Source organism: Streptomyces lothianensis (genome assembly GCF_047779955.1).
Classification (GTDB): domain Bacteria; phylum Actinomycetota; class Actinomycetes; order Streptomycetales; family Streptomycetaceae; genus Streptomyces.
Genome location: NZ_JBLMKT010000074.1, coordinates 227785 through 253944, shown reverse-complemented (window position 1 = coordinate 253944; position 26160 = coordinate 227785). Strand labels below are relative to the sequence as shown.

22 protein-coding genes are annotated in these 26160 nt (G+C 70.1%); 10 read left to right on the top strand and 12 right to left on the bottom strand.

Going from position 1 to position 26160, the window contains the following annotated elements; all coding sequences use genetic code 11:
- Positions 1 to 46: 46 nt before the first annotated feature.
- A complete protein-coding gene (locus ACLF6P_RS26850) occupies positions 47 to 916 on the bottom strand; it encodes an inositol monophosphatase family protein (protein ID WP_415953691.1) in 870 nt (289 codons plus the stop codon).
- 156 nt (positions 917 to 1072) lie between these two features.
- On the opposite strand from ACLF6P_RS26850, the gene ACLF6P_RS26845 reads away from it, so the two are divergent.
- Positions 1073 to 2488, top strand: a complete 1416-nt coding sequence (locus tag ACLF6P_RS26845) for a phytoene desaturase family protein (protein WP_415953689.1) — start codon at positions 1073 to 1075, stop codon at positions 2486 to 2488.
- A 67-nt stretch (positions 2489 to 2555) separates the two neighbouring features.
- A complete protein-coding gene (locus ACLF6P_RS26840; RefSeq protein WP_415953687.1) occupies positions 2556 to 3068 on the top strand; it encodes an O-acetyl-ADP-ribose deacetylase in 513 nt (170 codons plus the stop codon).
- A gap of 58 nt (positions 3069 to 3126) precedes the next feature.
- Here ACLF6P_RS26840 and ACLF6P_RS26835 read toward each other — a convergent pair whose 3' ends face one another.
- A complete protein-coding gene (locus tag ACLF6P_RS26835; RefSeq protein WP_415953685.1) occupies positions 3127 to 4914 on the bottom strand; it encodes an oleate hydratase in 1788 nt (595 codons plus the stop codon).
- A gap of 196 nt (positions 4915 to 5110) precedes the next feature.
- On the opposite strand from ACLF6P_RS26835, the gene ACLF6P_RS26830 reads away from it, so the two are divergent.
- A complete protein-coding gene (locus ACLF6P_RS26830; RefSeq protein WP_415953683.1) occupies positions 5111 to 6580 on the top strand; it encodes an AlkA N-terminal domain-containing protein in 1470 nt (489 codons plus the stop codon).
- A gap of 85 nt (positions 6581 to 6665) precedes the next feature.
- Positions 6666 to 7145, top strand: a complete 480-nt coding sequence (locus ACLF6P_RS26825; RefSeq protein ID WP_415953681.1) for a methylated-DNA--[protein]-cysteine S-methyltransferase — start codon at positions 6666 to 6668, stop codon at positions 7143 to 7145.
- 43 nt (positions 7146 to 7188) lie between these two features.
- Here ACLF6P_RS26825 and ACLF6P_RS26820 read toward each other — a convergent pair whose 3' ends face one another.
- Positions 7189 to 8364 carry a glycerate kinase gene (locus ACLF6P_RS26820; protein ID WP_415953680.1) on the bottom strand — a complete coding sequence of 392 codons (1176 nt, stop codon included), beginning with the start codon at positions 8362 to 8364 and terminating at the stop codon, positions 7189 to 7191.
- A gap of 155 nt (positions 8365 to 8519) precedes the next feature.
- Between ACLF6P_RS26820 and ACLF6P_RS26815 the strand changes: the two genes are divergently transcribed.
- The gene (locus tag ACLF6P_RS26815) at positions 8520 to 10250 is read left to right on the top strand and encodes a BCCT family transporter (RefSeq protein WP_415953679.1); all 1731 of its coding nucleotides are present in this window, start codon (positions 8520 to 8522) and stop codon (positions 10248 to 10250) included.
- A 150-nt stretch (positions 10251 to 10400) separates the two neighbouring features.
- Here ACLF6P_RS26815 and ACLF6P_RS26810 read toward each other — a convergent pair whose 3' ends face one another.
- Positions 10401 to 11597, bottom strand: coding sequence for a PucR family transcriptional regulator (locus ACLF6P_RS26810; RefSeq protein WP_415953678.1), 1197 nt, complete (start codon positions 11595 to 11597; stop codon positions 10401 to 10403).
- Between the two features lie 245 nt (positions 11598 to 11842).
- Between ACLF6P_RS26810 and ACLF6P_RS26805 the strand changes: the two genes are divergently transcribed.
- Genes ACLF6P_RS26805 through ACLF6P_RS26785 form a run of 5 tightly spaced genes read left to right on the top strand, consistent with a single transcriptional unit; the run spans position 11843 to position 16886 of the window.
- Entirely contained in the window at positions 11843 to 12649 is an 807-nt protein-coding gene (locus ACLF6P_RS26805; RefSeq protein WP_415953677.1) for an ABC transporter ATP-binding protein, read from the top strand.
- On the top strand, positions 12646 to 13563 hold the full coding sequence (locus tag ACLF6P_RS26800) for an ABC transporter ATP-binding protein (protein WP_415953675.1): 918 nt from the start codon (positions 12646 to 12648) through the stop codon (positions 13561 to 13563). Before ACLF6P_RS26805 ends, ACLF6P_RS26800 begins: the two co-directional genes overlap by 4 nt.
- Positions 13560 to 14450 (top strand): branched-chain amino acid ABC transporter permease, encoded by an 891-nt coding sequence (locus ACLF6P_RS26795; RefSeq protein ID WP_415953673.1) that lies wholly within the window; start codon positions 13560 to 13562, stop codon positions 14448 to 14450. Before ACLF6P_RS26800 ends, ACLF6P_RS26795 begins: the two co-directional genes overlap by 4 nt.
- Entirely contained in the window at positions 14443 to 15570 is a 1128-nt protein-coding gene (locus ACLF6P_RS26790) for a branched-chain amino acid ABC transporter permease (protein WP_415953671.1), read from the top strand. Before ACLF6P_RS26795 ends, ACLF6P_RS26790 begins: the two co-directional genes overlap by 8 nt.
- Entirely contained in the window at positions 15567 to 16886 is a 1320-nt protein-coding gene (locus ACLF6P_RS26785; RefSeq protein WP_415953669.1) for an ABC transporter substrate-binding protein, read from the top strand. Before ACLF6P_RS26790 ends, ACLF6P_RS26785 begins: the two co-directional genes overlap by 4 nt.
- 229 nt (positions 16887 to 17115) lie before the next feature.
- On the opposite strand, the gene pssA is transcribed toward ACLF6P_RS26785, so the two are convergent.
- The 8 genes from pssA to ACLF6P_RS26745 form a co-directional block, all read right to left on the bottom strand.
- Positions 17116 to 17895 (bottom strand): CDP-diacylglycerol--serine O-phosphatidyltransferase, encoded by a 780-nt coding sequence (pssA, locus tag ACLF6P_RS26780; protein ID WP_415953667.1) that lies wholly within the window; start codon positions 17893 to 17895, stop codon positions 17116 to 17118.
- Positions 17896 to 17950: 55 nt separating this feature from the next.
- Complete coding sequence (locus ACLF6P_RS26775) at positions 17951 to 18607, bottom strand: phosphatidylserine decarboxylase (protein WP_415953666.1); 657 nt, start codon at positions 18605 to 18607, stop codon at positions 17951 to 17953.
- 169 nt (positions 18608 to 18776) lie between these two features.
- Complete coding sequence (locus tag ACLF6P_RS26770; protein ID WP_415953664.1) at positions 18777 to 19982, bottom strand: acyl-CoA dehydrogenase family protein; 1206 nt, start codon at positions 19980 to 19982, stop codon at positions 18777 to 18779.
- Between the two features lie 3 nt (positions 19983 to 19985).
- Positions 19986 to 20507 (bottom strand): MaoC family dehydratase, encoded by a 522-nt coding sequence (locus ACLF6P_RS26765; RefSeq protein WP_415953662.1) that lies wholly within the window; start codon positions 20505 to 20507, stop codon positions 19986 to 19988.
- Between the two features lie 6 nt (positions 20508 to 20513).
- Positions 20514 to 21479, bottom strand: coding sequence for an HpcH/HpaI aldolase/citrate lyase family protein (locus ACLF6P_RS26760; protein ID WP_415953660.1), 966 nt, complete (start codon positions 21477 to 21479; stop codon positions 20514 to 20516).
- Positions 21476 to 23539, bottom strand: coding sequence for a protein meaA (locus ACLF6P_RS26755; RefSeq protein WP_415953659.1), 2064 nt, complete (start codon positions 23537 to 23539; stop codon positions 21476 to 21478). Before ACLF6P_RS26755 ends, ACLF6P_RS26760 begins: the two co-directional genes overlap by 4 nt.
- Positions 23539 to 24876 (bottom strand): crotonyl-CoA carboxylase/reductase, encoded by a 1338-nt coding sequence (gene ccrA / locus ACLF6P_RS26750; protein WP_415953658.1) that lies wholly within the window; start codon positions 24874 to 24876, stop codon positions 23539 to 23541. The genes ACLF6P_RS26755 and ccrA overlap by 1 nt, the downstream gene beginning before the upstream one ends.
- Before the next feature lie 441 nt (positions 24877 to 25317).
- Positions 25318 to 26133, bottom strand: a complete 816-nt coding sequence (locus ACLF6P_RS26745) for a TetR family transcriptional regulator (protein ID WP_415953656.1) — start codon at positions 26131 to 26133, stop codon at positions 25318 to 25320.
- Positions 26134 to 26160 lie beyond the last annotated feature (27 nt).

The window sequence follows — 26160 nt, the reverse complement described above, 5'->3', positions numbered from 1 at the left end:
CGCACCCACCGCCGCACGCCAGGGTGCACGTGTCGGCAGCGGACCGCTACGAGGAGCCCTTGAGCAGCCCCACCACCCGACGCACCGTCTCCGCGTCCCGCGCCGCCGTGAACGGCAGCGCATTGCCGCCCTCGACACGGAACGGCTCACCCGCCACCGTGAGATGCCCGCCGCCCGTCTCCGTGACCAGGAGCAGGCCCGCCGCGTGGTCCCAGGCGTTCTCCCAGCTGAACGCCACCGCGTCCAGCTCGCCCTTGGCGATCGCCAGATACTCCAGGCCCGCCGAGCCGCACGGACGCGGCGCCACCCCCTGCGTGCGCAGCCCGAGCAGGGCGCGCTTCTGCTCCGGGGTGGTGAAGTCCGGGTGCGAGGTGGCCACCCTGAGCTCCCGGCCCGCGACGGGCGGCCGCGGGGTCAGCTCCCGGCCGTCGAGCAGGACGCCACGGCCGCGGACCGCCACCGCCATCTCGTCCCGCGCCGCCGCATACGTCCACGAGGCGAGGATCTCGCCGCGCCGGGCCAGCGCGACCAGGGTGCAGAAACCGGGGTCCCCGTGCACGAACTGGCGGGTGCCGTCCACCGGGTCCACGATCCACACCGGAGCCTCGCCGTGCAGCGCGTCGAGGATCGAGGCATCGGCGTGCACCGACTCCTCGCCCACCACGACCGAGCCGGGAAGCAGGGCTGTCAGCGCCGCCGTGAGGTGCTCCTCGGCGCAGCGGTCGGCGACCGTCACCAGGTCGTGCGGCCCGTTCTTCTCGATCACCTCGTGCTCGGCGAGCTGCCGGAAGCGCGGCATGATCTCCTCGGCCGCGGCCTTGCGCACGGCGGCCTCCACCTCGTGGAGCCGGGTGCTGAGCACGTCGTCGACACGGGTGTCCAGAAGGTCTTCGTCGCCTGTCCTGTCTTCGATCATGTCTCCATCCCACCACGCGCCACTGACAACGCCCGCACGGCGGGTTGCGTGCAGGTGGAATCCCGGTGAATCCGCACCCCGGGCGGGTATCTGCGGCCCCACCTCTATCCTGAACCCAAAGGCCCAGGCCGACAAAGGAGTCCGAAAGTGCGGTCGATGCTCGACGCAGTTGTCGTGGGCGCAGGCCCCAACGGGCTGACCGCAGCGGCCGAGCTGGCCCGCAGGGGCCACTCCGTGGCCGTCTTCGAGGCCAGGGACACCATCGGCGGCGGCGCCCGTACCGAAGAGCTCACTCTCCCCGGCTTCCGTCACGACCCGTGCGCGGCCGCTCACCCGCTGGGTATCGCCTCGCCCGCGTTCAACGCGATGCCGCTCGACCGCTACGGCCTGGAGTGGCTGCACGCCCCACTCCCCATGGCGCACCCCTTCGACGACGGAACCGCCGCGGTGCTCGCCCGCTCGGTCGGCGAGACGGCCTCGTCCTTCGGGCCGCGCGACGCCGGCGCGTACCGGCGCCTCGTCGCGCCGTTCCTGGCCAGGACCGACACCCTGTTCCGCGACTTCATGTCGCTGCCGCTCAGCGCCCTTCCGCGCGATCCCCTCACACTCGCCCGCTTCGGACTCGCCGGCCTGCCGCCCTCGACCTGGCTGATGCGGCGCCGTTTCCAGGACGACCGCGCGAAGGCCCTGTTCGCCGGTCTCGTCGCCCATGTCATCGCCCCGCTCGGGGGGTTGGCGACCTCCGCCGTCGGCCTGGTCTTCGCGCTCGCCGCGCACGCGCACGGCTGGCCCGTGGCGCGCGGCGGCTCGCAGTCCGTCTCCGATGCGCTGGGCGCGTATCTCAAGGACCTGGGTGCCGCCGTGCACACCGACTACGAAGTGAAGCGCCTCGACGATCTGCCGCCGGCCCGCGCGTACGTCTTCGACACCTCCCCGACCGCCCTCGCCCGGATCGCGGGCCTCGGCCGCGTCTATGCCGACTACCGCTACGGCGCCAGCGTGTTCAAGGTCGACTACGCCCTGGACGGGCCCGTCCCCTGGACCGCCGAGGCGCCCAGACGCGCGGGAACGGTGCAGGTGGGACCCGGCAGCCGGGACATCGCCACTGCCCTGGACGCCGCCTCGCGCACGGACCGCGCGCCCGAGGACCCCTTCCTGATCACCGTCCAGCCCAGCCTGGCGGACCCCTCGCGCGCGCCGCAGGGCAAACACGTCTTCTGGGCGTACGGGCATGTCCCCAACGGCTGGGACGGCGACCTCACGGAGGCGATCGAACGCCAAGTGGAGCGCTTCGCCCCGGGATTCAAAGACCGCATCCTCGCCCGAGCCACGGCCGGACCGCCCGAACTCGCCGCCCGCAACGCCAACTACGTCGGCGGCGACATCGCCTGCGGCGCCGCCTCCGGCCTCCAGCTGCTGCTCCGCCCGAAGCTCAGCCTCTCCCCGTACACCACCTCCCACCCGGCCGTCTTCCTCTGCTCCTCGGCCACCCCACCGGGGCCCGGCGTGCACGGCATGTCAGGACACAACGCGGCGAAGGCGGTCTGGCGCCGCCTGCGCGAGCAGCCCTGAGCAGGCTCCGGGCAGGTCCGAGCGCGTGACGGCCCCACCGCCCTCCCTACCGGCACCAGGAGGCACCATGACCCCGAAACTCACCTTGGTCCAGGGCGACATCACCGCCCAGTCGGCCGACGCGATCGTCAACGCCGCCAACTCCTCTCTGCTCGGCGGCGGGGGAGTGGACGGCGCGATCCACCGCAAGGGCGGCCCGGAGATCCTCGCCGCCTGCCGTGAGCTGCGCGCCTCGCAGTACGGCAAAGGCCTCCCGACGGGCGAGGCCGTCGCCACCACAGCAGGCCGTCTCGACGCCCGCTGGGTGATCCACACCGTCGGCCCGGTCTGGAACACGACCGAGGACCGCTCGCGCCTCCTGGCCTCCTGCTACCGCCGCTCCCTCGGCGTCGCCGACGAGCTGGGCGCGCGCATCGTCGCCTTCCCCGCCATCTCCACGGGCGTCTACGGCTGGCCGATGGACGACGGCGCCCGGATCGCCGTGGAATCCGTCAGCACGGCGCGGACCGAGGTGGCGGAGGTCCGCTTCGTACTCTTCGACGAGCGGGCCTACGACGCGTTCGCGGCACGCCTGCGGTAGGACGAGCGATGTGGTGCGCGTCCACGCCGATCGGGCGGCCGGCGCGCAGGAGAAGGAACTACTCCCCGCCTTCGAGCAGCCCGAATTCCTCCAGGAGTGCACCGACCTCGGTGTTCTCCAGTCGGTGGACCAGGCGCTTGCGTACGAAGTCCGGCCCCGGCAAGTCGAGTTCCGCCCCGTCGCGCAGCCGGCCCGCCGCGGCCAGCAGGGCACGGATGTCGTACGTGGAGTTGAATACCTCAGGCACGCCGCGTTCCACGCCGAGGAGCTGGTAGGCGGCCTCCATGCCGGTGCGGACCGAGTATTCGGTGGTGAAGATGGTGTCCCGGGTCGTTTCGGCGAACTGGCCGATGAACGCGAAGTTCACGGCGCCCTCGGGCACCACCCGGGGACGGTCTCCTGCCCGGCGGGGCATGAAGAACGAAGTGACGTACGGCATCATCACCGGGACGCACCGGGCGCCCGACGCCGCGAGTTCGGGGATCTCCTCCACGGGAACGCCGAGGTGGTAGAGCCACTCCCGGGTGATCTCCTCGCCGGTGCACTCCTGCATCGGCTTGGCGACGTAGTCTCCGGGGCGGTCGACGAAGAGGGAGTAGAGCCAGACGACGATCTGGTCCTCGGACTGCTGCTTGAAATGCGGCTGGCGGTTGACGGTCCAGCTCAGCAGCCAGCTGGAGTCCCGCGCGGTGACGATCCCGCCGGTGACGACCTTGCCGCTGAACGGGTCGCGTTTGGCGATCTTCCGGATGCGCTCGGGGATCCGTGCGTCCAGCGTGGTGACCGTCGCGGACTCCCACTTGGACCGGGCGATGTTCCCGCAGAACACCTCGGGGTGCCCGAAGGACGGGTCCTTGGCGGCGATGCGGCGCCACAGGTCCCAGGCCGGGGCGGGGCCTTCGTCGAGCTCGGCCGGGGTGTGGTGATCACCGTTGTCGGAGTTCTCGGTGAGGGAGCCGATGGTGGTGAGCACGAGGTCGTCCTCGCCCAGGTCGACGCCGCCTTCCTGACCGTCCGCGATCCAGTGGATGCGGGTCGCCTGCTTGCGCCCGGGGGTGATGTCGAAGTCGATGTCGGTGACCTCGGTACCGAAGCGGAAGGTCACCCCCTGGTCGATCAGCCAGCGGGTCAGCGGCAGCACCATCGACTCGTACTGGTTGTACTTGGTGAACTTCAGCGCGGAGAGGTCCGGCAGGCCGCCCACGTGGTGCACGAAGCGATGGAGGTACAGCTTCATCTCCAGTGCGCTGTGCCACTGTTCGAAGGCGAACATCGTGCGCCAGTACAGCCAGAAGTTGCTGTCGAGGAAGTCCTGGCCGAAGACCTCGTCGATGCGCTTGCCCTCCAGCTGCTCACGGGAGGCGAGGAACACGCGGACGAGGTCCTTCTGGGCATGGTCGCTCAGGGCGAACAGGCCGTCCGTCCCGGCGTCCTGCCCCTGCTGTTCGGTGACGCGCTGCAGCGAGAAGTTCGGGTCGTCCTTGTTGAGCCAGTAGAACTCGTCGAGCACCGAGGCCCCGTCGATCTCCAGTGACGGGATGGAGCGGAACAGGTCCCACAGGCACTCCATGTGGTCCTCGAGCTCACGGCCGCCGCGGATGACGAAGCCCTTCTTCGGCTCCTTGATCCCGTCGAGGGCACCGCCGGGAAGCCGCAGACGCTCCAGGATCGTGATGCGGTCCCCGGGCACCTGCGCGTCGCGCACCAGAAAGGCCGCGCCGGCCAGTGAGGCGAGCCCGGCGCCGACGAACCAGGCCGTCTTGCGGTCGGCACCCTCGGGCTTGCGGGGCCGCGCGAAGGCTTCGTAGTTCCCGCTGCTGTAGTACACGCCGGCTCCCTGATCCATCGATACATCCGCGGCATACGACACGGGGGTCGCTTCCATTCACCCCCTGTCCCTCACGTGCCGCACACTTCCGGCGCCGAACAGGTGACGCGGTACACCGCCCGCGCCCACGCGGCCCGCGCCGGTCGCTCCGGCCTGCCACCTTGGTGTCGGATTTCCGCCAGCCAGTCGCACTGCCTTGTATGAAGCTGTGCGTATGCATACCGAGACCGAGCACTGCGTGCGGGCCGTGCAGTCGAAGGACGCGCGGTTCGACGGCTGGTTCTTCACCGCCGTACGCACCACCGGAATCTACTGCCGGCCCAGCTGTCCCGTGGTCGCCCCGAAACCGCAGAACATGACGTTCCTGCCGAGCGCCGCCGCCTGCCAGCAGGCCGGCTACCGGGCCTGCAAGCGCTGCCGCCCCGACTCCACACCCGGCTCGCCGGAGTGGAACCACCGCGCCGACCTCGTGGCCCGCGCGATGCGGCTGATCGGCGACGGGGTCGTGGACCGGGAAGGCGTCTCGGGGCTCGCGGCCCGGCTCGGGTACAGCACCCGGCAGATCGAGCGCCAGCTGCAGGCCGAACTTGGCGCGGGACCGCTCGCACTCGCCCGTGCCCAGCGCGCGCAGACCGCACGGCTGCTGATCGAGACCACCGCGCTGCCGATGGCCGAGATCGCCTTCGCGGCGGGCTTCTCCTCGATCCGCACGTTCAACGAGACCGTACGGGAGGTCTTCGCGCTCACCCCCGGCGAACTGCGCACCCGAGCGAGCGGCCGCAGGGCGGAATCCGCCCCCGGCGTGCTCAGCCTCCGCCTGCCGTTCCGTGAGCCGCTCAACCCCGACAACCTCTTCGGCCACCTCGCCGCCACCGCCGTACCCGGCGTCGAGGAGTGGCGCGACGGCGCGTACCGCCGCACGCTCCGGCTCCCGTACGGGCACGGCGTCGTGTCCCTGACCCCGCGGCCCGACCACATCGCCTGCCGGCTCGCGCTCACCGACCAGCGGGACCTCACCGGCGCGATCAGCCGCTGCCGCCGCCTGCTCGACCTGGATGCCGATCCGGTCGCGGTCGACGCGCAGCTCGGCGCGGACGAACTGCTCGCACCGCTGGTCGCGAAGGCACCGGGGCGGCGGGTGCCGCGCACCGTGGACGAGGCCGAGTTCGCGGTACGCGCGGTGCTCGGCCAGCAGGTGTCGACGGCCGCCGCCCGCACCCACGCGGGCCGCCTCGTCGAGGCCTACGGGGAGCGGATCGACGACCCCGAAGGCGGGCTCACCCACCTCTTCCCCGACCCGGAGACGCTCGCCCGCCTCGACCCCGAGAGCCTCGCGATGCCCCGCACCCGCAGGGCGACCCTGCAGAGCCTGGTCTCCCGCCTCGCGGACGGCTCCCTGCGGATGGGCGTCGAATCCGACTGGGCCGAGGTGCGGGCGCAGCTCGCGGCACTGCCCGGCTTCGGCCCCTGGACCATCGAGGTCATCGCCATGCGGGCGCTCGGCGATCCGGACGCCTTCCTGCCCGGCGACCTCGGGGTCCGCAAGGCGGCCGAAGGGCTCGGCCTGCCGTCGACCCCGGCCGCGCTCACCGCGCGCGCCGCGGCCTGGCGTCCCTGGCGCGCCTACGCGGTCCAGTACCTCTGGGCCACCGACGAGCACCCCATCAACTTCCTGCCCGCATGACGACACACGGGGCCCTGCGCCCCACACGCAGCGGCGCCCGAGCAGACCACACCTGGCGACACACACGGATACAAGGAGCCCCACGATGCGTACCCACACCGTGCTCGACAGCCCGTACGGGCCGCTGACACTGGTCGCCGAGGACGGCGTGCTCTGCGGCCTCTACATGACCGCACAACGCCACCGCCCCGCCGAGGAGACCTTCGGGCTGCCCGACGACACGGGCTTCGAACCGGTCGTCGAGCAGCTCACGGCGTACTTCGCGGGCGAGCGGACGGACTTCGACCTGCCGCTGCACCTGGCCGGCACGGACTTCCAGCGCACCGTATGGGCCGAGCTGCGCAAGATTCCGTACGGCGAGACCCGCAGCTACGGCGAACTCGCCGCATCCCTCGGCAACCCCGCCGCCTCCCGCGCGGTCGGCCTCGCCAACGGCAGGAACCCGATCGGCATCATCGTGCCGTGCCACCGCGTCGTCGGAGCGAACGGCAGCCTCACGGGCTACGGAGGCGGCCTGGACCGCAAGCGGCGGCTGCTCGACTTCGAGCAGCTCGGCCTGGGCTGAGCGGGGGCCTGGGCTGAGCGGGGAAGGGAGAAGGACCGGAACGTCAGCCCAGGAGGTCCCGCGCGATCCGCTCGGCGACCCGCTCCAGGATCTCTCCGGCCTCGGCGATGCACTTCTCCACGTCCGGCTCCACCGACGTCAGCGGATACGCCCGCCGGATCCCGGCCTTTTCCAGCGCCTCCGGCGGCAGGGCGAGGCGGCCGCAGACCGCCACGACCTCGACACCGGCGGCCCGCGCGGCCGCGGCGACCCCCGCGGGGGCCTTGCCGTGCAGGGTCTGCTCGTCGAGCGAGCCCTCGCCCGTGATCACCAGGCCGGCCCGGGCGAGCGCGGGCGCGAAGCCGAGCACATCGAGCATGACCTCGATGCCGGGACGGAAGCGCGCCCCGAGCGCGACCAGCGCGCCGTAGCCGATGCCGCCGGCGGCGCCCGCGCCGGGGGCTGCGGCCAGCTCGGCGGCCTTCGAGCCGATGGACTTCTCCAGGATCCGCGCGAAGTGCGCGAGTGCGGCGTCCAGCGTGTCGACGTCCTCGGGCGAGGCGCCCTTCTGCGGACCGTAGACCGCGGGCGCGCCCTTCGGGCCGGTCAGCGGATTGTCGACATCGCTGGCGAGCACCAGGTCCACGGAGGCGAAGCGCGGGTCGATGCCCGACAGGTCCGCCGAGGCGAGCTCGCGCAGTGGCCCGCCGCCCGCGGCCACCGGCTCTCCGGAGCCGTCGAGGAACTTCGCGCCGAGCGCGGCCAGCATCCCCGCGCCGCCGTCGGTGGTCGCGCTGCCGCCGACGCCGAAGACGATGGTGCGCGCGCCCGCGTCGAGCGCCGCGAGCAGCAGTTCGCCGGAGCCGTAGGTGGTCGAGGTCAGCGGGGCGAAGACGCCCTCGGGCAGCAGTTGCAGCCCGGAGGCCTCGGCCATCTCGACCACCGCGGTGTCGCCCCGTAGAGCGTAGGCCGCCGTGACGGGCGTGCCCAGCGGGCCCGTGACCTGGACCTCGCGCCGCTCGAAGCCGCCCGCGACCGCCGCGGCCACCGTGCCGTCGCCGCCGTCGGCGACCGGCAGGGCCTCGACCGCGAGCCCGGGCACCACCTGGCGCAGCCCGGCCGTGACCCGCTCAGCGACCTCCACGGCCGTGAGTGAACCCTTGAACTTGTCCGCGGCTATCAGTACCCGGCCCGTCCGGTCCGAGTGCACCGAATGAGCTGTGTCTGCAGCGTCCGCCACCTTGGTTCCCCTTGCTTTCGGGCCTTGCTCGCGTCAAGGCAGTCGCGCCGCCACGACCTTAACCGGAGCGAGCCGCCCCTGCCCATGGCCACTCGTAGGGCGAGACGGCGTGCCACCCGTTTAAAGCGGTCTATTTCAGGCCATAGTGGTGCTCCATGAGCACGGAAACGATCGATCAGAACGGTCCGGCGGAGCCCCCCGGCCCCTCCGGGCCGGCCGAAGGGCCCCCCGGCCCCAGAGGTCCCGGCGGGAGTAACGCGCCCGATTTCACCGTCGTCGGCATCGGCGTCGCGGCCGTCGTGGGCGTCGTGTCCTGGGCGGCGATCGGCAAGGACTCCTTCGCGGACGTCAGCTCGACCGCCCTCGCCTGGGTCCTGGACAATTTCGCCTGGCTGTTCGTGATCGCCGCCGATGTCTTCCTGGTGCTCTGCGTGGTCATCGCGATCAGCCGCTTCGGCCGGGTCCGGCTCGGCACGGACGACTCCGAGCCCGAGTTCACCAACCTCGCGTGGATCGCGATGATGTTCAGCGCCGGCATGGGCATCGGCCTGATGTTCTACGGCGTGGCCGAACCCCTCCAGCACTACCTCAGCCCGCCGCCCGGGGCCGCCGTCGAACCGCGCACCGGGGAGGCGGCCGGCACGGCGCTTCAGTACTCGTTCTTCCACTGGACGTTCACCCCCTGGGCGATCTACGGCATCGCGGGCCTCGCCCTCGCCTACGCCGGCTTCCGCAAGGGCCGTGGCAACCGCCTCAGTTCCGTCTTCGTCCCGCTGATCGGCGAGCGGGCCGCGGCGGGCTGGCCGGGCCGCCTGATCGATCTGCTCGCCGTCTTCGCCACGGTCTTCGGCACCGCGACCAGCCTGGGCGTCGGCGCCCTCCAGGTGGCCAAGGGCCTGAACCTGACGGCGGACGTCAAGGACTCCACGTCCGTCGAGGTGATCATCATCATCGCGCTCGGCGCGGCCTTCGTCGCCTCCGCGTTCACGGGCCTGCACAAGGGCGTCAAATGGCTCTCGACGATCAACATCATCCTGGCGGCCTGCCTGATGACGTTCGTCTTCGTCATCGGCCCGACCGTCTACATCCTGGACGCGATCCCCGCGAGCGTCGGCAACTACCTGAGCAACCTGGTCCCGATGGCCACCCACACCGGCGCCTTCCTCGACAGCGACTGGCTGGGCAGCTGGACGATCTTCTACTGGGCGTGGTGGATGTCCTGGGCCCCGTTCGTCGGCACCTTCATCGCCCGCATCTCGCACGGCCGTACGATCCGTGAGTTCCTCGTCGGCGTGCTCCTCGTGCCCAGCGCCGCGACCGTGGTCTGGTTCTGCGTCATGGGCGGTACGGGCATGCGGCTCGACTCCACGGGCAAGACCGACATGGCGGCGAAGGTCGCCGAGGGGCCGGAGGCATCCCTCTTCGCGATGCTCGACTCGCTGCCGATCGGCACCATCACCTCGTGGATCGCGATGCTCCTGGTGATGACGTACTTCGTGACCAGCGCCGATTCCGCCTCCCTCGTGATGGGCTCGCTCACCAGCCGCGGCGCCCTGCACCCGAAGACCTGGCTCGTGGTCATCTGGGGCATCCTCATGGCCGCGGTCGCGGCGGTGCTGCTGGTCGCGGGCGGTCTGGATTCCCTGCAGAGCGCGACGATCCTCGTCGCCCTGCCCTTCGTCGTCGTGATGATGGCCCTCTGCTGGGCGCTGATCAAGGAACTGCGTGAGGACCCGGGCGCGGGCCCGCCCCGCCACCATGCCCTGCACGGCCTGCGCGACGCGGTCAAGGCGATGGTCGGCGACGCGATCACCGAACAGACCCCGGCCCGTCACCACCACCGTCTGCGCCGGGCGGTGAAGTCCCGCAGCCAGGACGATGGGTGACGGCACCCTGGAGCGGCACCGGTCCGGTGGCCACCAGCGCGGTGGCTGCCGGACTTGTGCCTGCCGGACTTGTGTCTACCGGACTTGTGCCTACCGCACCTGTGGTTCCCGGCCCCCGGGGCACCGGTCCCGGGGGCGCGCCGGTTCCGCTCACCCCGCCAGCCGGTGCGCGTCCAGCGCCAGCGTCATCTCCGTGAGATCCCGTGGCCGCGACAGGTCCCGCCCCGTCAGCTGTTCGAGCCGCCGCAGCCGGTTGAAGACCGTGTTGCGGTGGCAGTACAGCCGCCCGGCCGCCCGCCCCGCCGAGCCCTCGCACTCCAGCCAGGCGTCCAGGGTCTCCAGAAGCACCGCCCGGTCCGCCGGATCGAGGCTCATCAGCGGCCCGAACACCCCCTGCACCAGACGCCCCGCCAGCTCCGGCTGCCCCACCACCAGCGCCGTCGGCACCCGCCGGTCGAGCCGTACGATCTCGGTCGAATCCGGCGCACACGTCCGCAGCGCCAGCTCCGCGAGCCGCCGCGCCAGGCCGAGCTCGGCGAGCGAGCCGACCACCGGCGAGATCCCGCCGGGGCCCGTGCACCCGGACTCCAGCAGCCCCGAGAGCGCGTCCAGACCCACCGAGGCGTCGAGCGCGGCGACCCCCAGCTCGCAGTCCGCCCGCATCCGCCAGACGAACCGCACCCCGGTCGCCCGGATCAGCCGGTGCAGCGGCTCGCTGCTGTCGCGCCGGTCGAGCGGCAGCACGACCACCGCGTACCGCCCCTGCTCGGGCAGATCCAGACCGGCCGCCGCGCGTGAGGTCAGCTCCGGGGCCTGCCGGCCGTCCAGGAGCGCGTCGAGCAGCGCCTGCAGCCGTTCGTCGGTGCGCCGGCGCAGTTCCAGCTCCGTGGCCCGGTAGGCCTCCGAGAGGGTGTCCTCCTGGTCGTTGACCGCCGACCACACCATCGACGCCGCCTGCATGAGCACCGGCAGCCGCGCCGCCCGCGTGCCCTGCGCGTCCGCGAGCAGCTCGTCCCAGACGAGCCTGCCGCCCTGCCGGTAGGCGTGCACGAGCAGGTTCAGCGGCAGCCCCTGCTGCGCGCTGCGCCGCCCGATCTGCGCCGCGTGCTCCAGATCGAGCCGCGGTGAGTCCTTCGGCGCGCACATCGACTCGATCCCGATCCGCATCGCGGCCTCGGCCTGCAGCCAGTGCTGGTCGTACGGGATGACGTGCTCGTACGTCGGTGAGTACGCGTCGAGTGCGCGCAGATGTACGTCGACGAGGTCCGGCAGCCGCGTGAGCAGCGCGGCGCAGGCCTCGCCGAGCACCTTCCACTCCTGCTTGGTGCGCGGTCCGTGAGCCCCCATGAAGCGTGAGGATGCCACCTCCGGCGCCCGCCGGACAGGCCCCTGACACGCGCCGTTGTGCTCCAGCACAACGGCCGGCGGTCAGGTCTGGTCACGGGCAACGATTCGCCGGTGCCCCGTAGACGTACCGACTGGTCGGTGCTGATTCTGTGCCATCCCACCCGGACCGGCGCCATCCCGGCCCGGGCATCCCACTCCGCGCCGGCCCGCGTCAGCCACCGGGCCCCGCCATCGAAAGGGGAGCCATGCAAGGTGCCGCACTCACTGTGCGCGACCTGTCGGCGTCCTACGGACCCGTGCGCGCGCTGCGCTCGGTCTCGCTCGACGTGCCCGAGGGCGCCGTCGTCACCGTGCTCGGCGGCAACGGCGCCGGCAAGTCGACGCTCCTGCGCGCGATCTCCCGCAGCCTCGCCTTCCACGGCGGCTCCGCCACCGGAACCGTGCATGTGGACGGAAGGCCGGTACCGGCCCGCGCCGCCCGGGTCGTCGCCGAGGGGATCTGCCAGGTGCCCGAGGGACGCCAGGTGTTCGCACGGATGACCGTCGAGGACAATCTGCGGGCCGGCGCCCTGGGTGCGCGCGGTGACCGCGGCACCAGGAGCGCCGCACTGCGCCGCGTCCACGAATTGTTCCCGGTGCTCGCCGAGCGCGCCCACCAGCGCGCCGGACTGCTCTCCGGCGGCGAGCAGCAGATGCTCGCCGTGGGCCGCGCCCTGATGGCCGGGCCGCGGCTGCTGCTCCTCGACGAGCCCTCGCTGGGGCTCGCGCCGCTGATGGCGGCCCGGATCGCCGAGACGATCAAGGAGATCAACGGCCAGGGCGTATCGGTTCTCCTGGTCGAGCAGAACGCCGCGCTCGCCCTCAGGCTCGCCTCGACCGCGTACGTCCTGGAGGTCGGCGAGGTCACCCTCTCCGGGGACGCCGACACCCTCGCCGCCTCCGGCGAGGTGCGCCGCCGCTACCTTGGGGTCGTCGACGAGGAGGCCGCGGCCGATGCCTCGCAGGCGGCCGCCGTGCACCCGGTCCTCTCGCGCTGGGAGGACGGCCGATGACCCTGCCCGGCGAAGAGAACCCCGAGCACCGGATCCCCGCACAAGGGGAACCCGCACGCAAGTCCTCCGCCCACGGGACCCCCGCGCACGAGACCTCGGCCGACGGGACCCCCGCCCACGGGACCGCCACCCACGAGGTCCCCGCACTCGAAGTGCGCGGGCTCACCGTCAGGTTCGCCGGACTCACCGCCCTGGACGCGGTCGACTTCACCGTCCGGCCCGGCACCGTGCACGCCGTCATCGGCCCCAACGGCGCCGGCAAGTCCACCTGCTTCAACGTCCTCTCGGGCGTCTACCGCGCCACCGAGGGCAGCGTCCGTTTCGGCGCGCACGAAATCACCGGCGAACCACCGCACCGTATCGCCGCATTCGGCATCGCCCGCACCTTCCAGAACCTGGCCCTGCCGCCCCGTGCCAGCGTCGCCGACTCTCTCCTCCTCGGCCGCCACCGCCTGACCCGCTCCGGCTTCCTGGCCGCGGGCCTGCGGCTGCCGCAGGCGGTCAGGGAGGAGGCACGGCACCGGGAACGGGTGCGCGAGATCGCCGCGTTCGTCGGCATCGAGGAGCACCTCTCCCAGCCGGCCGGCTCCCTCCCGTACGGCCTGCAGAAGCTCGCCGAACTCGCCCGCGCCCTGTGCATGGAGCCCAAGCTGCTGCTGCTCGACGAGCCGGTGGCCGGGATGACGGCCGACGAGCGCCGCCGCACCGCCGCGGTGATCGCGGGCGTACGCGACAGCCTCGGCATCTCCATCGTCCTCGTGGAACACGACATGGGTCTGGTGATGCGGCTCGCCGACGCGGTGACCGTGCTCGACTTCGGCAGGCGCATCGCCGACGGCACCCCCGCCGCCGTACAGAACGATCCGGCAGTGGTACGCGCCTACCTCGGCCAGAGCGAGGAGGACGCCTCATGACCACCTTCGTCGAACTGCTGCTCAACGGCGTGTCGATGGGCTCCGTCTACGCCCTGATCGCGCTCGGCTTCGTGGTGATCTTCAAGGCCACCGAGGTCGTCAACTTCGCGCACGCCTCACTGCTCCTGGCAGGCGGCTACCTCACCGCCGTACTCCACGACGACATCGGCTTCTGGCCCGCGCTGCTTCTCGGCATCGCCGGGGCGGCCCTGGTCGGCGCCGCGATCGAGTTCCTCGTGATGCGCCGCTACCGGGGCAGCGAGCACAGCGTGCTCGCCATCGCCACCATCGGCGTGGACATTCTGCTCGTCACCGATCTGACCCGGCGGATCGGCACCGATGTGCTCGCGGTCGGCGACCCCTGGGGCAACGCGGTCCTGCGGATCGGCTCGGTGACCTTCCCGCACACCAGGATCGCCGCGTTCATCGCCGCCGGACTGCTCATCACCGCCTTCCTGCTCGCCTTCCGCTACACCTCCTGGGGTGTGGCGATGCGCGCCGCCGCCGAGAACGCCGAGACCGCCGCCCTGATGGGCATCCGCCTCAGCCGGGTCTCGCTCGGCGCCTGGGCCGTCGCGGGCGGCCTCGCGGCCGTCGCCGCGCTGTTCCTGACCGTCTTCCCGACCCCGGGCCTGGAACGCGCCACCTCGCTCGCCGCGCTCAAGGCCTTCCCCGCGGCGATCCTCGGCGGCCTCGACTCCACCACGGGCGCCCTCGTCGGCGGTCTGGTCGTCGGTGTCACCGAATCCCTCGCCACCGGCTACCAGAGCGATCTGACCTTCATGGGCCGAGGGCTCGGCGAACTCGCGCCCTATCTGGTGATGGTCGCGATCCTCCTCGTCCGCCCCGCAGGCCTGTTCGGTACGAAGGAGCTCGCCCGTGTCTGACGTCCTCACCAAGCACGACACCCCGAAGGCGCCCGAGCGCGTCCGCAGACTCCCGTCGCCGCGGCTCTACGTCTGGATCGCGGGCCTCGTGCTGCTGCTCGCCCTGCCGTTCTACCTGGAGCGGTTCTGGCTGCAGGCGGGCCTGTTCGCGATGGCCGCGGCGATCGGCGCGATCGGCCTCAACCTGCTCACCGGCTCCACCGGACAGCTCTCCATGGGCCATGCCTTCTTCCTCGCCGTGGGCGCGTACGCGTACTGCGCCTTCGCCGGGAACGGCGACGACGAGCTGACCGGGCTCGGCCTGCCGACCTGGCTCGCCGCGGTGCTCGCCGTGGGTGTCGCGGGCGTCGCGGGCGGACTGTTCAGTCCCATCGCGGGCCGGCTGCGCGGCGCGTATCTCGGTATCGCCACCCTCGCGCTGATCTTCATCGGCCAGCATGTGCTGTTCAACGCGCACGATCTGACCGGCGGTTTCAACGGGCGCGCCGTGCCGCCGATGGAGTTCTTCGGCCTCAGCTTCGACGACAGCGAGCTGCTCGTCGCCGCCGTGCCCTTCGGCGCCTCCGAGAAGCTCTGGTACCTGGGGCTCGCACTGCTCGTCGCGGGCGGCCTGTTCGCCCGCGGGGTGCTGCGCGGACGGCCCGGACGCGCCATGAACGCGATCCGTGACCACCAGATCGCGGCCGGTGTGATGGGCGTGCCGGTGGCCCGCTACCGGGCGGCCGTCTTCGTGCTCTCCTCCATGTACGCGGGCCTCGCGGGCGTCCTGCTCGCCCTGGTGTTCCAGCGCACCGTGCCCGAGTACTTCGGCATGGTCCTCTCGCTCGAATACCTCGCCATGATCGTCATCGGCGGTCTCGGCTCGGTCTCGGGCGCCGTCGTGGGCGCGGTCTTCGTCTCGCTGCTGCCCCAGATCCTCACCCGCTACAGCGACTCGCTGCCCCTGGTCTCCGAGGCCGGCACCGGCGGAGTCAGCCCCGGTGAGGCCGCGAAGTACCTCTACGGCGCCGCTCTCGTGGCCGTCGTGCTGTTCCTGCCGGGCGGTCTCGTACGCCTCTTCGCCCGGCGCCCGAAGTCCCCTGCACCACAACCCTCAGGCACCGAAGGGAACGACCGATGACATCAGCACGTGCATACGGACACAAGACCGAGGCCGGGCGGAAGCCCGCGGCGGGACGGCGGACCGCAGCAGGCCGCAGGGCGACGGCCGCGGCGGTCGCGGTGGTCCTGGCCGTGGCGGGGGCCGCGGGATGCAGCTCCAAGGCCAAGGACAAGGACACCGGCAAGGAAGGCGCGGGCGGCGTCAAGACCGGCGTCGGCGTCACCGACAAGACCATCAAGCTCGGTGTCCTGACCGACATGACCGGCGTGTACGCCACGCTCGGCAAGAGCGTCACCCAGGCCCAGCAGCTCTACGTGAAGCAGGTCAACGCCGACGGCGGCATCTGCGGCCGGGACCTGGAACTGACGGTCCGCGACCACGGCTACGACCCGCAGAAGGCCGTCTCGGGCTACTCGGAGCTGGAACCCGAGGTCCTCGGCTTCGCCCAGTTCATCGGCTCGCCCTTCGTCGCGGCCGTCAAGCAGCGCATCGAGCAGGACAAGGCCCTGGTGATGCCGATGGCCTGGTCGGCCGCGCTGCTCGGCAACAAGTACATCCGCGTCCTCGGCTCCACGTACGACATCGAGACGATCAACGCGATCGACTTCCTGATGAAGGAGAAGGGCCTCAAGGCCGGCGACAAGATCGGGCATGTCTACTTCGAGGGCGACTACGGGGAGAACGCGCTGGCCGGCTCGAAGCACATGGCCGAGCAGAACGACCTCACCATTGTCGAACAGAAGATCAAACCCACGGACAACGACATGACCGCGCAGGTCGCCGCGCTGAAGAAGGCCGGGGTCAAGGCGGTCGTGATCAGCGCGGGGCCGCGGCAGGCGGCCTCGCTCGTCGGGGTCGCGGCGGCCGGCGGCATGAACGTGCCGATCATCGGCAACAACTCGGCCTTCGCGCCCCAGCTGCTCGGCACCCAGGCCGCGCCCGCCCTGGAGAAGATGTACTACATCTCCACGCCCTCGTTGCCCATCGGGGACGATGCCGAAGGCCCCAGCAAGCTCGCCGCGGACTACGCGGCGGCCTATCCGGACGATTCCCTGGACAACGGGGTGGTCGCGGGGTGGACCGCGGCGACGACGATGGGGGAGGCACTGAAGAAGGCGTGTGAGGCCAAGGACCTGACACGCGAGGGCGTGGACAAGGCCCTCCTGTCGATCAAGAACTGGGACGCGGGCTTCGGCACCCACGACTTCACGGACCCGAACGCCCCCTCGTCCCTGGACAGCGTCATCATCAAGCCCGACAAGTCCGCAAAGGGAGGCTCCTCGGTCGTCCGCGCACCGGAAACCTCGGAGGCCGCCAAGACCTTCCAGCGCTGACGGGTATCCCCGCGCGTGGCCTTTCCCGCCACGCGCCGCCCCCGCCCCCGCTGCCGGCGAGCAGTCGTGCCGCAGGGCGAGTGGGGTCTCCCCTGCTCGAACGTAGTTGAGAGCTTGGGGAAGGGTGGGCGACGGCACCCCCGCCAACGGCGCCCTGAAGGACCGCACCAGCCCACGCAAAGGGGCCCCTCACCGAATCCGGTGAGGGGCCCCTTTGTACAGCCAAAACCTACGGCAGCTGAGCCGCCCGGGCCTCGCGACGGTTGTCGCGGAAATTGTTGACGCGGCGAGCCGTGGCGAACAGCGGAATCACCGCACCCATCACCAGCTGCAGCGCACACCCGGTCTGCAGGAGCAGCTGCCCACCCGGCGCATCAAACGCCCACGCGGCCAGCAGCCCCATGCTGAGCACGATCCACGAGAGCATCGCGACCGCGAGACGCCCCCGCGGCTTCGGGTACTCGACCCGCGAGACCATCAGCCACGCCGTCCCGATGATCGCGAGCAGCGTCGCCACGAACGGCAGCTCGAGCAGCACGATCGAGACGACCGTCAGCGCACCGAACGGCGAGGGCATGCCCTGGAAGGTGCCGTCCTTCACCGTCACGCACGAGAACCGCGCCAAGCGCAGCACCACCGCGAGCAGCACCACCACGGCACCCACCGCCGCGACCCGCTGGTTCGCCCCGTCCCCGACCATGCCGTAGACGAGCACGAAGTACGCGGGCGCGAGCCCGAAGCTGACGAGGTCGGAGAGGTTGTCGAGCTCCGCCCCCATCGGCGAGGACCGCAGCTTGCGGGCCACGAGACCGTCGAAGAGGTCGAAGACCGCCGCGCACAGCATCAGTATGACCGCGGTGGCGGCGCTGTTGCGCGCCATGCCCGCCTCGTCGCCCATGAGGTGCGGGATGAGGATCCCGGTGGTGGTGAAGTACACCGCCATGAACCCGCACGTGGCGTTGCCGAGCGTGAGGGTGTCCGCTATCGAGAGGCGGAGCGACAGAGGCATTTCCTCCTCGTCGTCCTCCTCGGCCTCCGGAACCCAGCCGGCCTGTGTATCAGGATCAACCACGGTCAACGCGAGTCACCCCAGCCACGGTCTTCTGCCCCACTTCCACATCCACCTCGACGCCCTCGGGCAGGTAGATGTCGACGCGCGAGCCGAAGCGGATCAGCCCGATGCGCTCGCCCTGCTCGACCTTGGTGCCCTGGGGCACGTAGGGCACGATGCGGCGGGCGACCGCTCCGGCGATCTGAACCATCTCGATGTCGCCGAGCTCGGTGTCGAAGTGCCAGACGACACGCTCGTTGTTCTCGCTCTCCTTGTTGAAAGCGGGAACGAACCCACCGGGGATGTGCTCGACCGATGTCACCGTGCCCGCCAGGGGCGCGCGGTTGACGTGCACGTTCAGCGGGCTCATGAAGATCGCGACGCGGGTGCGCCCGTCCTTCCACGGCATGATGCTCTGCACCACTCCGTCGGCCGGGGAGATGACGCGGCCCTGGGCGATCTGACGCTCGGGGTCGCGGAAGAACCACAGCATGCCCGCCGCGAGTGCGGTGGCGGGTACGGCGACGGCCTTCGCGGCGCCGGAGCGGCGCGAGCGGGCGAGGCTGAGGGCTGCGGTGGCGACGGTCGGCAGAAGCCACGGCGATGCTCCGCGGGCAAGGCGTACGCCGAGGCGGCTGTCGCTTGGTGCAGAGTTCTGGCTGTGGGGCATGGATGACCTTCGTAGCGGATGATGCCGCGCTGAGACGGGGGACGGCGGCTTTCCCGGGATGGTAGCGGTTGCGCACCGCAACTGGGCAAGCCAGGAAGCCGAGTCGGAGGCCGAAGTCTGCTCACAGGGTGTGATCTTCAACCTTGACAAACCGTCCCATTTCGGACGTTCAGCCCTGAACTCGGTACTCCTCGAGAAGCCGGCGTCCAATGATCATTTTCTGGATCTCGGCGGTACCTTCACCGATCAGCAGCATCGGGGCTTCGCGGTAGAGGCGCTCGATCTCGTACTCCTTCGAGAATCCGTAGCCGCCATGGATACGGAACGCGTCCTCCACCACCTCCTTGCAGTACTCGGACGCGAGGTACTTCGCCATCCCTGCTTCGAGGTCGTTTCGCTCCCCGCTGTCCTTTTTGCGTGCTGCATTCACCATCATCGCATGCGCCGACTCCACCTTGGTGGCCATCTCGGCGAGCTTGAACTGAATCGCCTGGTGCTGGGCGATCGGCTTCCCGAAAGTGTGACGTTCCTGGGCGTAGGAGACGCCCAGTTCGAATGCACGCTGGGCGACACCGCAGCCACGGGCCGCGACGTTCACGCGGCCGACCTCGACGCCGTCCATCATTTGGTAAAAACCTCGACCGGTCTCGCCGCCGAGCACGCGATTGGCCGGAATGCGCAGGCCGTCCATGATGAGTTCGGTGGTGTCGACCCCCTTGTAACCCATCTTGTCGATCTTTCCCGGAATGGTCAGGCCCGGGCGGACCTCGCCGAATCCCGGCTCCTTCTCGATCAGGAAGGTGGTCATCGACTTGTGGGCCGGCGAGCCCTCGGGGTGTCCTTCGTCACTTCGCACCAGAACGGCGACCAGAGTCGATGTTCCGCCGTTCGTCAGCCACATCTTCTGGCCGTTCAGGACGTACTCGTCGCCGTCCTTGACCGCCTTGGATGTGATGGCCGACACATCCGAGCCGAGCCCGGGCTCGGACATGGAGAAGGCGCCGCGGATGTCACCGGCCGCCATCTTGGGCAGGAAGTAGTCCTTCTGCTCCTGCGTGCCGTGCTGCTTGAGCATGTACGCGACGATGAAGTGCGTGTTGATGATCCCGGACACGGACATCCAGCCGCGCGCGATCTCCTCCACACAGAGCGCGTACGTGAGCAGCGACTCGCCCAGACCTCCGTACTCCTCCGGGATCATCAGGCCGAACAGGCCCAATTCCTTGAGCCCGTCGACGATGTCCTGGGGGTACTCGTCGCGGTGCTCCAGCTCGGTCGCGACCGGGATGATCTCCTTGTCGACGAAGTCGCGGACGGTGGACAGGATTTCCTGCTGCACGTCCGTCAGGCCGGCGGTCTGGGCGAGTCGTGCCATGTCTCAGCGCTCCTGGCGGTGTTCGTTGGGGAGGGCGGGGCGGCCGGGCTGCTCGCCGCCGCGTTCCTTGATGTACGTCTCGGTGGGGACCATGACCTTGCGGCGGAAGACGCAGACGAGGGTCCCGTCCTGCTTGTAGCCCTTCGTCTCCACATAGACGATGCCGCGATCGTTCTTCGACTTCGACGGCGTCTTGTCGAGGACGGTCGTCTCGCCGTAGATCGTGTCGCCGTGGAAGGTCGGCGCCACGTGCCGCAGGGACTCGATCTCCAGGTTGGCGATCGCCTTGCCGGAGACGTCCGGCACGCTCATGCCCAGGAGCAGCGAGTAGATGTAGTTGCCCACGACGACGTTCTTGCCGAAGTCCGTCGTCTTCTCCGCATAGTTCGTGTCCATGTGGAGGGGGTGGTGGTTCATCGTGAGCAGACAGAACAGATGATCGTCGTACTCCGTGACCGTCTTCCCGGGCCAGTGCTTGTACACGTCCCCGACGGTGAACTCTTCGTAGGTGCGGCCGAACTGCATGATTGCTTACGCCTCCGGGGCTTCGAACTTCGACGTGCGCTGCATGCCGGCCGCACGTCCCTTGCCCGAGATGACCAGGGCCATCTTGCGGCTGGCCTCGTCGATCATCTCGTCGCCGAGCATGGCCGAACCCTTCTTGCCGCCCGCCTCCGACGTGTAGTACTCGTACGCGTCGAGGATCAGCTCGGCGTGGTCGAAGTCCTCCTGCGAGGGCGAGAAGATCTCGTTCGAGGCCTCCACCTGACCGGGGTGCAGCACCCACTTGCCGTCGAAGCCGAGCGCGGCGGCGCGCCCCGCGACCTCGCGGTAGCCGTCGATGTTGCGGATCTGCAGGTAGGGGCCGTCGATCGCCTGGAGATCGTTGGCGCGGGCGGCCATCAGGATCTTCATCAGGATGTAGTGGTACGCGTCCGCGTCGTAGCCGGGCGGCTGCTCACCGACGACCAGGGACTTCATGTTGATCGATGCCATGAAGTCGGCCGGGCCGAAGATGATCGTCTCGATCCGGGGAGAGGCCTCGGCGATCGCGTTGACGTTGTTGAGGCCGCGCGCGTTCTCGATCTGCGCCTCGATGCCGATCTTGCCGACCTCGAAGCCCATCGTCTTCTCGATCTGCGTGAGCAGCAGGTCGAGGGAGACGATCTGCTCGGCCGTCTGGACCTTCGGCAGCATGATGCAGTCGAGGTTCTGGCCCGCGCCCTCGACGACGGTCACGACATCGCGGTACGTCCACTCGGTGGTCCAGTCGTTGACCCGCACCACGCGCGTCTTGCCGGTCCAGTCGCCCTCGTTGAGGAACTTCACGATGGTGTGCCGCGCCTCGGGCTTGGCGAGCGGGGCGCAGGCGTCCTCCAGGTCCAGGAAGACCTGGTCGGCGGGGAGGCCCTGGGCCTTCTCCAGGAAGCGGGGATTGCTTCCCGGCACCGCGAGGCAGGAGCGGCGCGGACGAAGCCGGTTCACAGGGCTGGTCATGCGGGGACCTCCAGAGGGTCGAGCTGGTTCGCTTGCCGGATCTCGTCGACGATACGGCCGATGATCTCCGTGATACCGAAGTCCTTCGGGGTGAAGACGGCAGCCACTCCGGCCGCCCTCAACTGCTCGGCATCGGCGCTCGGAATGATGCCGCCGACGATGACGGGCAGGTCGGCCGCCCCCGCGTCCTTGAGGCGCTGGAGCACATCCGGCACCAGCTCGGCGTGCGAGCCGGACAGGATGGACAGACCGACGCAGTGCACATCCTCCGCAAGGGCCGCCGAGACAATCTGCTCGGGGGTGAGGCGGATGCCCTGGTAGATCACCTCGAAGCCGGCGTCACGGGCCCGTACGGCGATCTGCTCGGCGCCGTTGGAGTGCCCGTCGAGCCCGGGCTTGCCGACCAGGAGACGGAGCTTTCCGCCGAGTTCCTCGCCGGTGCGGCGGACCTTCTCGCGGACGAGGGCAAGAGGGGAGCCCTCCTCCGCGGTGACCGCCACCGGAGCCGAGGAGACGCCCGTGGGGGCGCGGAACTCGCCGAACACCTCGCGCAGCGCCTCGGACCACTCTCCGGTCGTCACACCGGCGCGCACGCACTCCAGAGTGGCCTCCATCAGGTTGTCCGTGCCGGCCGCCGCTTCCTTCAGGCGGTCGATCGCCTGCCGGGTGGTCGGGTAGTGGAACGGATCGCCCATGCCCTGCCGGTCGCTCGACTCCTCACGGGTCGTGCGCCACTCGCCGATGGCCTGGACCACCTGCGCCTCGACCGCGTGGTCCACCGTCATGATCGCGGTGTCCAGGTCGGCGGTGAGCGGGTTGGGCTCGGTGGTCTCGTAGATGTTGACGCCGACGATCTTCTCGTCGCCGCCCTCGATCCGCGCCCGCCGCTCGGCGTGCGAGGAGACCAGCTGCGACTTGAGGTAGCCGGACTCGACGGCCGCCATCGCGCCGCCCATCTCCTGGATCCGCTCGATCTCCGCGAGGGACTCGGCGACCAGCTCGTCGACCTTCTTCTCGATGACGTGCGAGCCGGCGAAGATGTCCTCGTACTCCAGCAGATCGCTCTCGTGCGCGAGCACCTGCTGGATCCTGAGCGACCACTGCTGGTCCCAGGGCCGCGGCAGCCCGAGCGCCTCGTTCCAGGCGGGCAGCTGTACGGCGCGGGCGCGGGCGTCCTTGGAGAGCGTGACGGCCAGCATCTCCAGGACGATCCGCTGGACGTTGTTCTCCGGCTGGGCCTCCGTGAGGCCCAGGGAGTTGACCTGCACCCCGTAGCGGAACCTGCGCTGTTTGGCGTTCTCGATGCCGTACCGCTCGCGCGTGATCTGGTCCCAGATCCGCCCGAACGCCCGCATCTTGCACATCTCCTCGATGAAGCGGACTCCCGCGTTCACAAAGAAGGAGATGCGGGCGACGACGTCCCCGAACTTGTCCTCGGGGACCTGCCCTGCGTCGCGTACGGCATCGAGAACGGCGATGGCGGTGGACATCGCGTACGCGATCTCCTGGACCGGTGTGGCCCCCGCCTCCTGGAGGTGGTAGCTGCAGATGTTGATCGGGTTCCACTTGGGGATGTGGGACACCGTGTAGGCGATCATGTCGGTCGTCAGGCGGAGCGAGGGCCCGGGCGGGAAGACGTGCGTCCCGCGCGAGAGGTACTCCTTGACGATGTCGTTCTGCGTCGTGCCCTGCAGCTGGGCGATGTCCGCGCCCTGCTCCTCGGCGACCACCTGGTAGAGCGCGAGCAGCCACATGGCCGTCGCATTGATGGTCATCGAGGTGTTCATCTGCTCCAGCGGGATGTCCCGGAAGAGCCGGCGCATGTCACCCAGATGCGAGACCGGGACCCCGACCCGGCCGACCTCGCCCCGGGCCAGGATGTGGTCCGGGTCGTAGCCCGTCTGGGTCGGCAGGTCGAAGGCGACCGACAGACCCGTCTGGCCCTTGGCGAGGTTGCGGCGGTACAGGGCGTTGGAGGCCTCGGCCGTGGAGTGGCCCGCGTAGGTGCGCATCAGCCACGGGCGGTCCTTCTGCCTGGGACCTTCCTGAGGCGCTGTCATCAGATGTCCCGGAAGCGGTTGATGGCGTCGAGGTGCTTGGCGCGCATCTCCTCGTCCTTCACACCGAGCCCTTCCTCGGGCGCGAGCGCGAGCACGCCGACCTTGCCCTGGTGCAGGTTGCGGTGGACGTCGTAGGCGGCCTGGCCGGTCTCCTCCAGGGAGTAGACCTTGGAGAGGGTGGGGTGGATCTTGCCCTTGGCGATGAGGCGGTTGGCCTCCCAGGCCTCGCGGTAGTTGGCGAAGTGGGAGCCGATGATGCGCTTGAGGGACATCCACAGGTAGCGGTTGTCGTACTCGTGCATGTAGCCCGAGGTGGAGGCGCAGGTGGTGATGGTGCCGCCCTTGCGGGTGACGTAGACGGAGGCACCGAAGGTCTCACGGCCCGGGTGCTCGAAGACGATGTCGATGTCCTCGCCGCCGGTGAGCTCGCGGATGCGCTTGCCGAAGCGCTTCCATTCGCGCGGGTCCTGGGTGTTCTCGTCCTTCCAGAACTTGTAGCCCTCGGCGTTGCGGTCGATGATCGCCTCGGCGCCCATCTTCCGGCAGATCTCCGCCTTCTGGGGGCTGGAGACGACACAGATCGGGTTGGCGCCGCCGGCCAGGGCGAACTGGGTGGCGTAGCTGCCGAGGCCGCCGCTGGCGCCCCAGATCAGCACGTTGTCGCCCTGCTTCATGCCGGCGCCGTTGCGCGAGACGAGCTGGCGGTACGCGGTGGAGTTGACCAGGCCGGGCGAGGCAGCCTCCTCCCAGCTGAGGTGGTCGGGCTTGGGCATCAGCTGATTGGACTTGACCAGGGCGATCTCGGCGAGGCCGCCGAAGTTGGTCTCGAAGCCCCAGATGCGCTGCTCGGGGTCGAGCATCGTGTCGTTGTGGCCGTCGGAGGACTCCAGCTCGACGCTGAGGCAGTGCGCGACGACCTCGTCACCGGGGTTCCAGGCGTTGACGCCGGGGCCGGTGCGCAGCACGACGCCCGCGAGGTCGGAGCCGATGACGTGGTACGGCAGGTCGTGGCGCTTGGCCAGCTCGTTGGTGCGGCCGTAGCGCTCCAGGAAGTTGAACGTGGAGAGCGGCTCGAAGATCGACGTCCACACGGAGTTGTAGTTCACGGACGAGGCCATGACGGCCACCAGAGCCTCGCCCGGACCGAGCTCGGGCACGGCCACATCGTCGAGGTGGAGCGACTTGCGCGGGTCCTTCTCGCGGGAGTCGAGGCCGGCGAACATCTCGGCCTCGTCCTTGTGCACGGTGATCGCGCGGTACGACTCGGGGATCTGCAGCGCGGCGAAGTCGGCCTTGGTGCTGTCCGGCGACTGGATCGCGTCCAGGATTTCCTTCACGGTGTTGCCTCCGGCGAAAAGCGGTACGTCGGGGTGAGGGTTCGTTGCTGCGGAGCTGCTGGGGTGGTGCCGTCGGTTCGGCGGAGACTGCGGTGGTCCTCGCGAGTGAGGCCCGAGGGTGGTGCTGTGGCGGCGCGTTGGTGGTGCGCGGGAGGTGCCTGTGACGCAGGCGTCCGGGCGCTCACGGCACGGGAATGCCTTGAGGGGACAGCCGGCGCACGAGGGTTCTCTGCGCGCCGGCCGCCCGGACTTATTTCAAGCTATGGCACCGCGTGCCAAGCGGCAAGACACCGAGTGCCAACATTTTCTCTCAGGTGTCACCAAGGTGGTTCAGGTGAGCGATGATCGATCAAATGGGCTGAGAAAATGGCCTCTGACCTGCGGAAACGTGAAAGCGGCCACCCTCCTTGGAGGGTGGCCGCCTGATGAATGTGGCGTACGTTACTCGCCAGTATCCGGTCGTAGCGCCCGCTCGATCGTGCGCATCACCTCGTCCAGCGGCACATCCGTCCGTGCCACCGTCACGAGCACCTCGCCCTCCGTACGGGCCGAGGCGGCGGGCGCGGAACCCGTGGACGAACGCCCGGCGAGGATGCCGGTGCCGAAGGTGCGGCGGACGATCGCGAAGGCGTGGCCGAGCGTGCCCTCCAGATCGCCCTGGCCGCCCGCCCGCAGCCAGCGGCGCAGCACGTGGTTGTGCGCGGTCACCACGGCCGAGGCCGCCACCTCGGCCAGCAGCGGATCGTCGCTGCCGTCGTGATGGGCCTGCTCGTCGAAGTGACCGAGCAGATAGCGCGTGAACAGCCGCTCGTAGCGCGCCACCGAGGCGATCTCGCGCTCGCGCAGCGTCGGCACCTCGCGGGTGAGGCGGTAGCGCTCCACGGAGACGGCCGGCGAGGAGGCGTACATCTTCATGACCTCCTTGATCCCGCGGCACACGGTGTCCAGCGGGTTCTCGTGCGGTGGTGCCGCGTTCAGCACCGCCTCCGCACGGACCAGGGTGTCGTCGTGGTCCGGGAAGATCGCCTCTTCCTTGGAGCGGAAGTGCCGGAAGAAGGTGCGGCGCGCGACCCCGGCCCGCGCCGCGATCTCGTCGACCGTCGTCGCCTCGTACCCCTTGGCCGCGAACAGCTCCATCGCCGCGGCCGCGAGCTCCCTGCGCATCTTCAGCCGCTGGGCGGCGGCACGACTGCCTGCGGGCGTTTCCGGCGCGTCCGCTGCGGAGGCGGACCTGGGCGTGTTGGCGGTACTGGGCATGGACCGAACGTACTGCATGGGCTCGGT

Coding starts and splice junctions, on each gene's coding strand:
- ACLF6P_RS26795 (WP_415953673.1), top strand. CDS start 13,560: ATGACCACCTTCGTCGAACTGCTGCTCAACGGCGTGTCGATGGGCTCC.
- ACLF6P_RS26835 (WP_415953685.1), bottom strand. CDS start 4,914: ATGGATCAGGGAGCCGGCGTGTACTACAGCAGCGGGAACTACGAAGCC.
- ACLF6P_RS26765 (WP_415953662.1), bottom strand. CDS start 20,507: ATGCAGTTCGGCCGCACCTACGAAGAGTTCACCGTCGGGGACGTGTAC.
- ACLF6P_RS26800 (WP_415953675.1), top strand. CDS start 12,646: ATGACCCTGCCCGGCGAAGAGAACCCCGAGCACCGGATCCCCGCACAA.
- ACLF6P_RS26755 (WP_415953659.1), bottom strand. CDS start 23,539: ATGACAGCGCCTCAGGAAGGTCCCAGGCAGAAGGACCGCCCGTGGCTG.
- ACLF6P_RS26810 (WP_415953678.1), bottom strand. CDS start 11,597: ATGGGGGCTCACGGACCGCGCACCAAGCAGGAGTGGAAGGTGCTCGGC.
- ACLF6P_RS26845 (WP_415953689.1), top strand. CDS start 1,073: ATGCTCGACGCAGTTGTCGTGGGCGCAGGCCCCAACGGGCTGACCGCA.
- ACLF6P_RS26775 (WP_415953666.1), bottom strand. CDS start 18,607: ATGCCCCACAGCCAGAACTCTGCACCAAGCGACAGCCGCCTCGGCGTA.
- ACLF6P_RS26760 (WP_415953660.1), bottom strand. CDS start 21,479: ATGACCAGCCCTGTGAACCGGCTTCGTCCGCGCCGCTCCTGCCTCGCG.
- ACLF6P_RS26840 (WP_415953687.1), top strand. CDS start 2,556: ATGACCCCGAAACTCACCTTGGTCCAGGGCGACATCACCGCCCAGTCG.
- ACLF6P_RS26830 (WP_415953683.1), top strand. CDS start 5,111: ATGCATACCGAGACCGAGCACTGCGTGCGGGCCGTGCAGTCGAAGGAC.
- pssA (WP_415953667.1), bottom strand. CDS start 17,895: ATGCCTCTGTCGCTCCGCCTCTCGATAGCGGACACCCTCACGCTCGGC.
- ACLF6P_RS26745 (WP_415953656.1), bottom strand. CDS start 26,133: ATGCCCAGTACCGCCAACACGCCCAGGTCCGCCTCCGCAGCGGACGCG.
- ACLF6P_RS26785 (WP_415953669.1), top strand. CDS start 15,567: ATGACATCAGCACGTGCATACGGACACAAGACCGAGGCCGGGCGGAAG.
- ACLF6P_RS26770 (WP_415953664.1), bottom strand. CDS start 19,982: ATGGCACGACTCGCCCAGACCGCCGGCCTGACGGACGTGCAGCAGGAA.
- ACLF6P_RS26805 (WP_415953677.1), top strand. CDS start 11,843: ATGCAAGGTGCCGCACTCACTGTGCGCGACCTGTCGGCGTCCTACGGA.
- ACLF6P_RS26825 (WP_415953681.1), top strand. CDS start 6,666: ATGCGTACCCACACCGTGCTCGACAGCCCGTACGGGCCGCTGACACTG.
- ACLF6P_RS26850 (WP_415953691.1), bottom strand. CDS start 916: ATGATCGAAGACAGGACAGGCGACGAAGACCTTCTGGACACCCGTGTC.
- ACLF6P_RS26815 (WP_415953679.1), top strand. CDS start 8,520: ATGAGCACGGAAACGATCGATCAGAACGGTCCGGCGGAGCCCCCCGGC.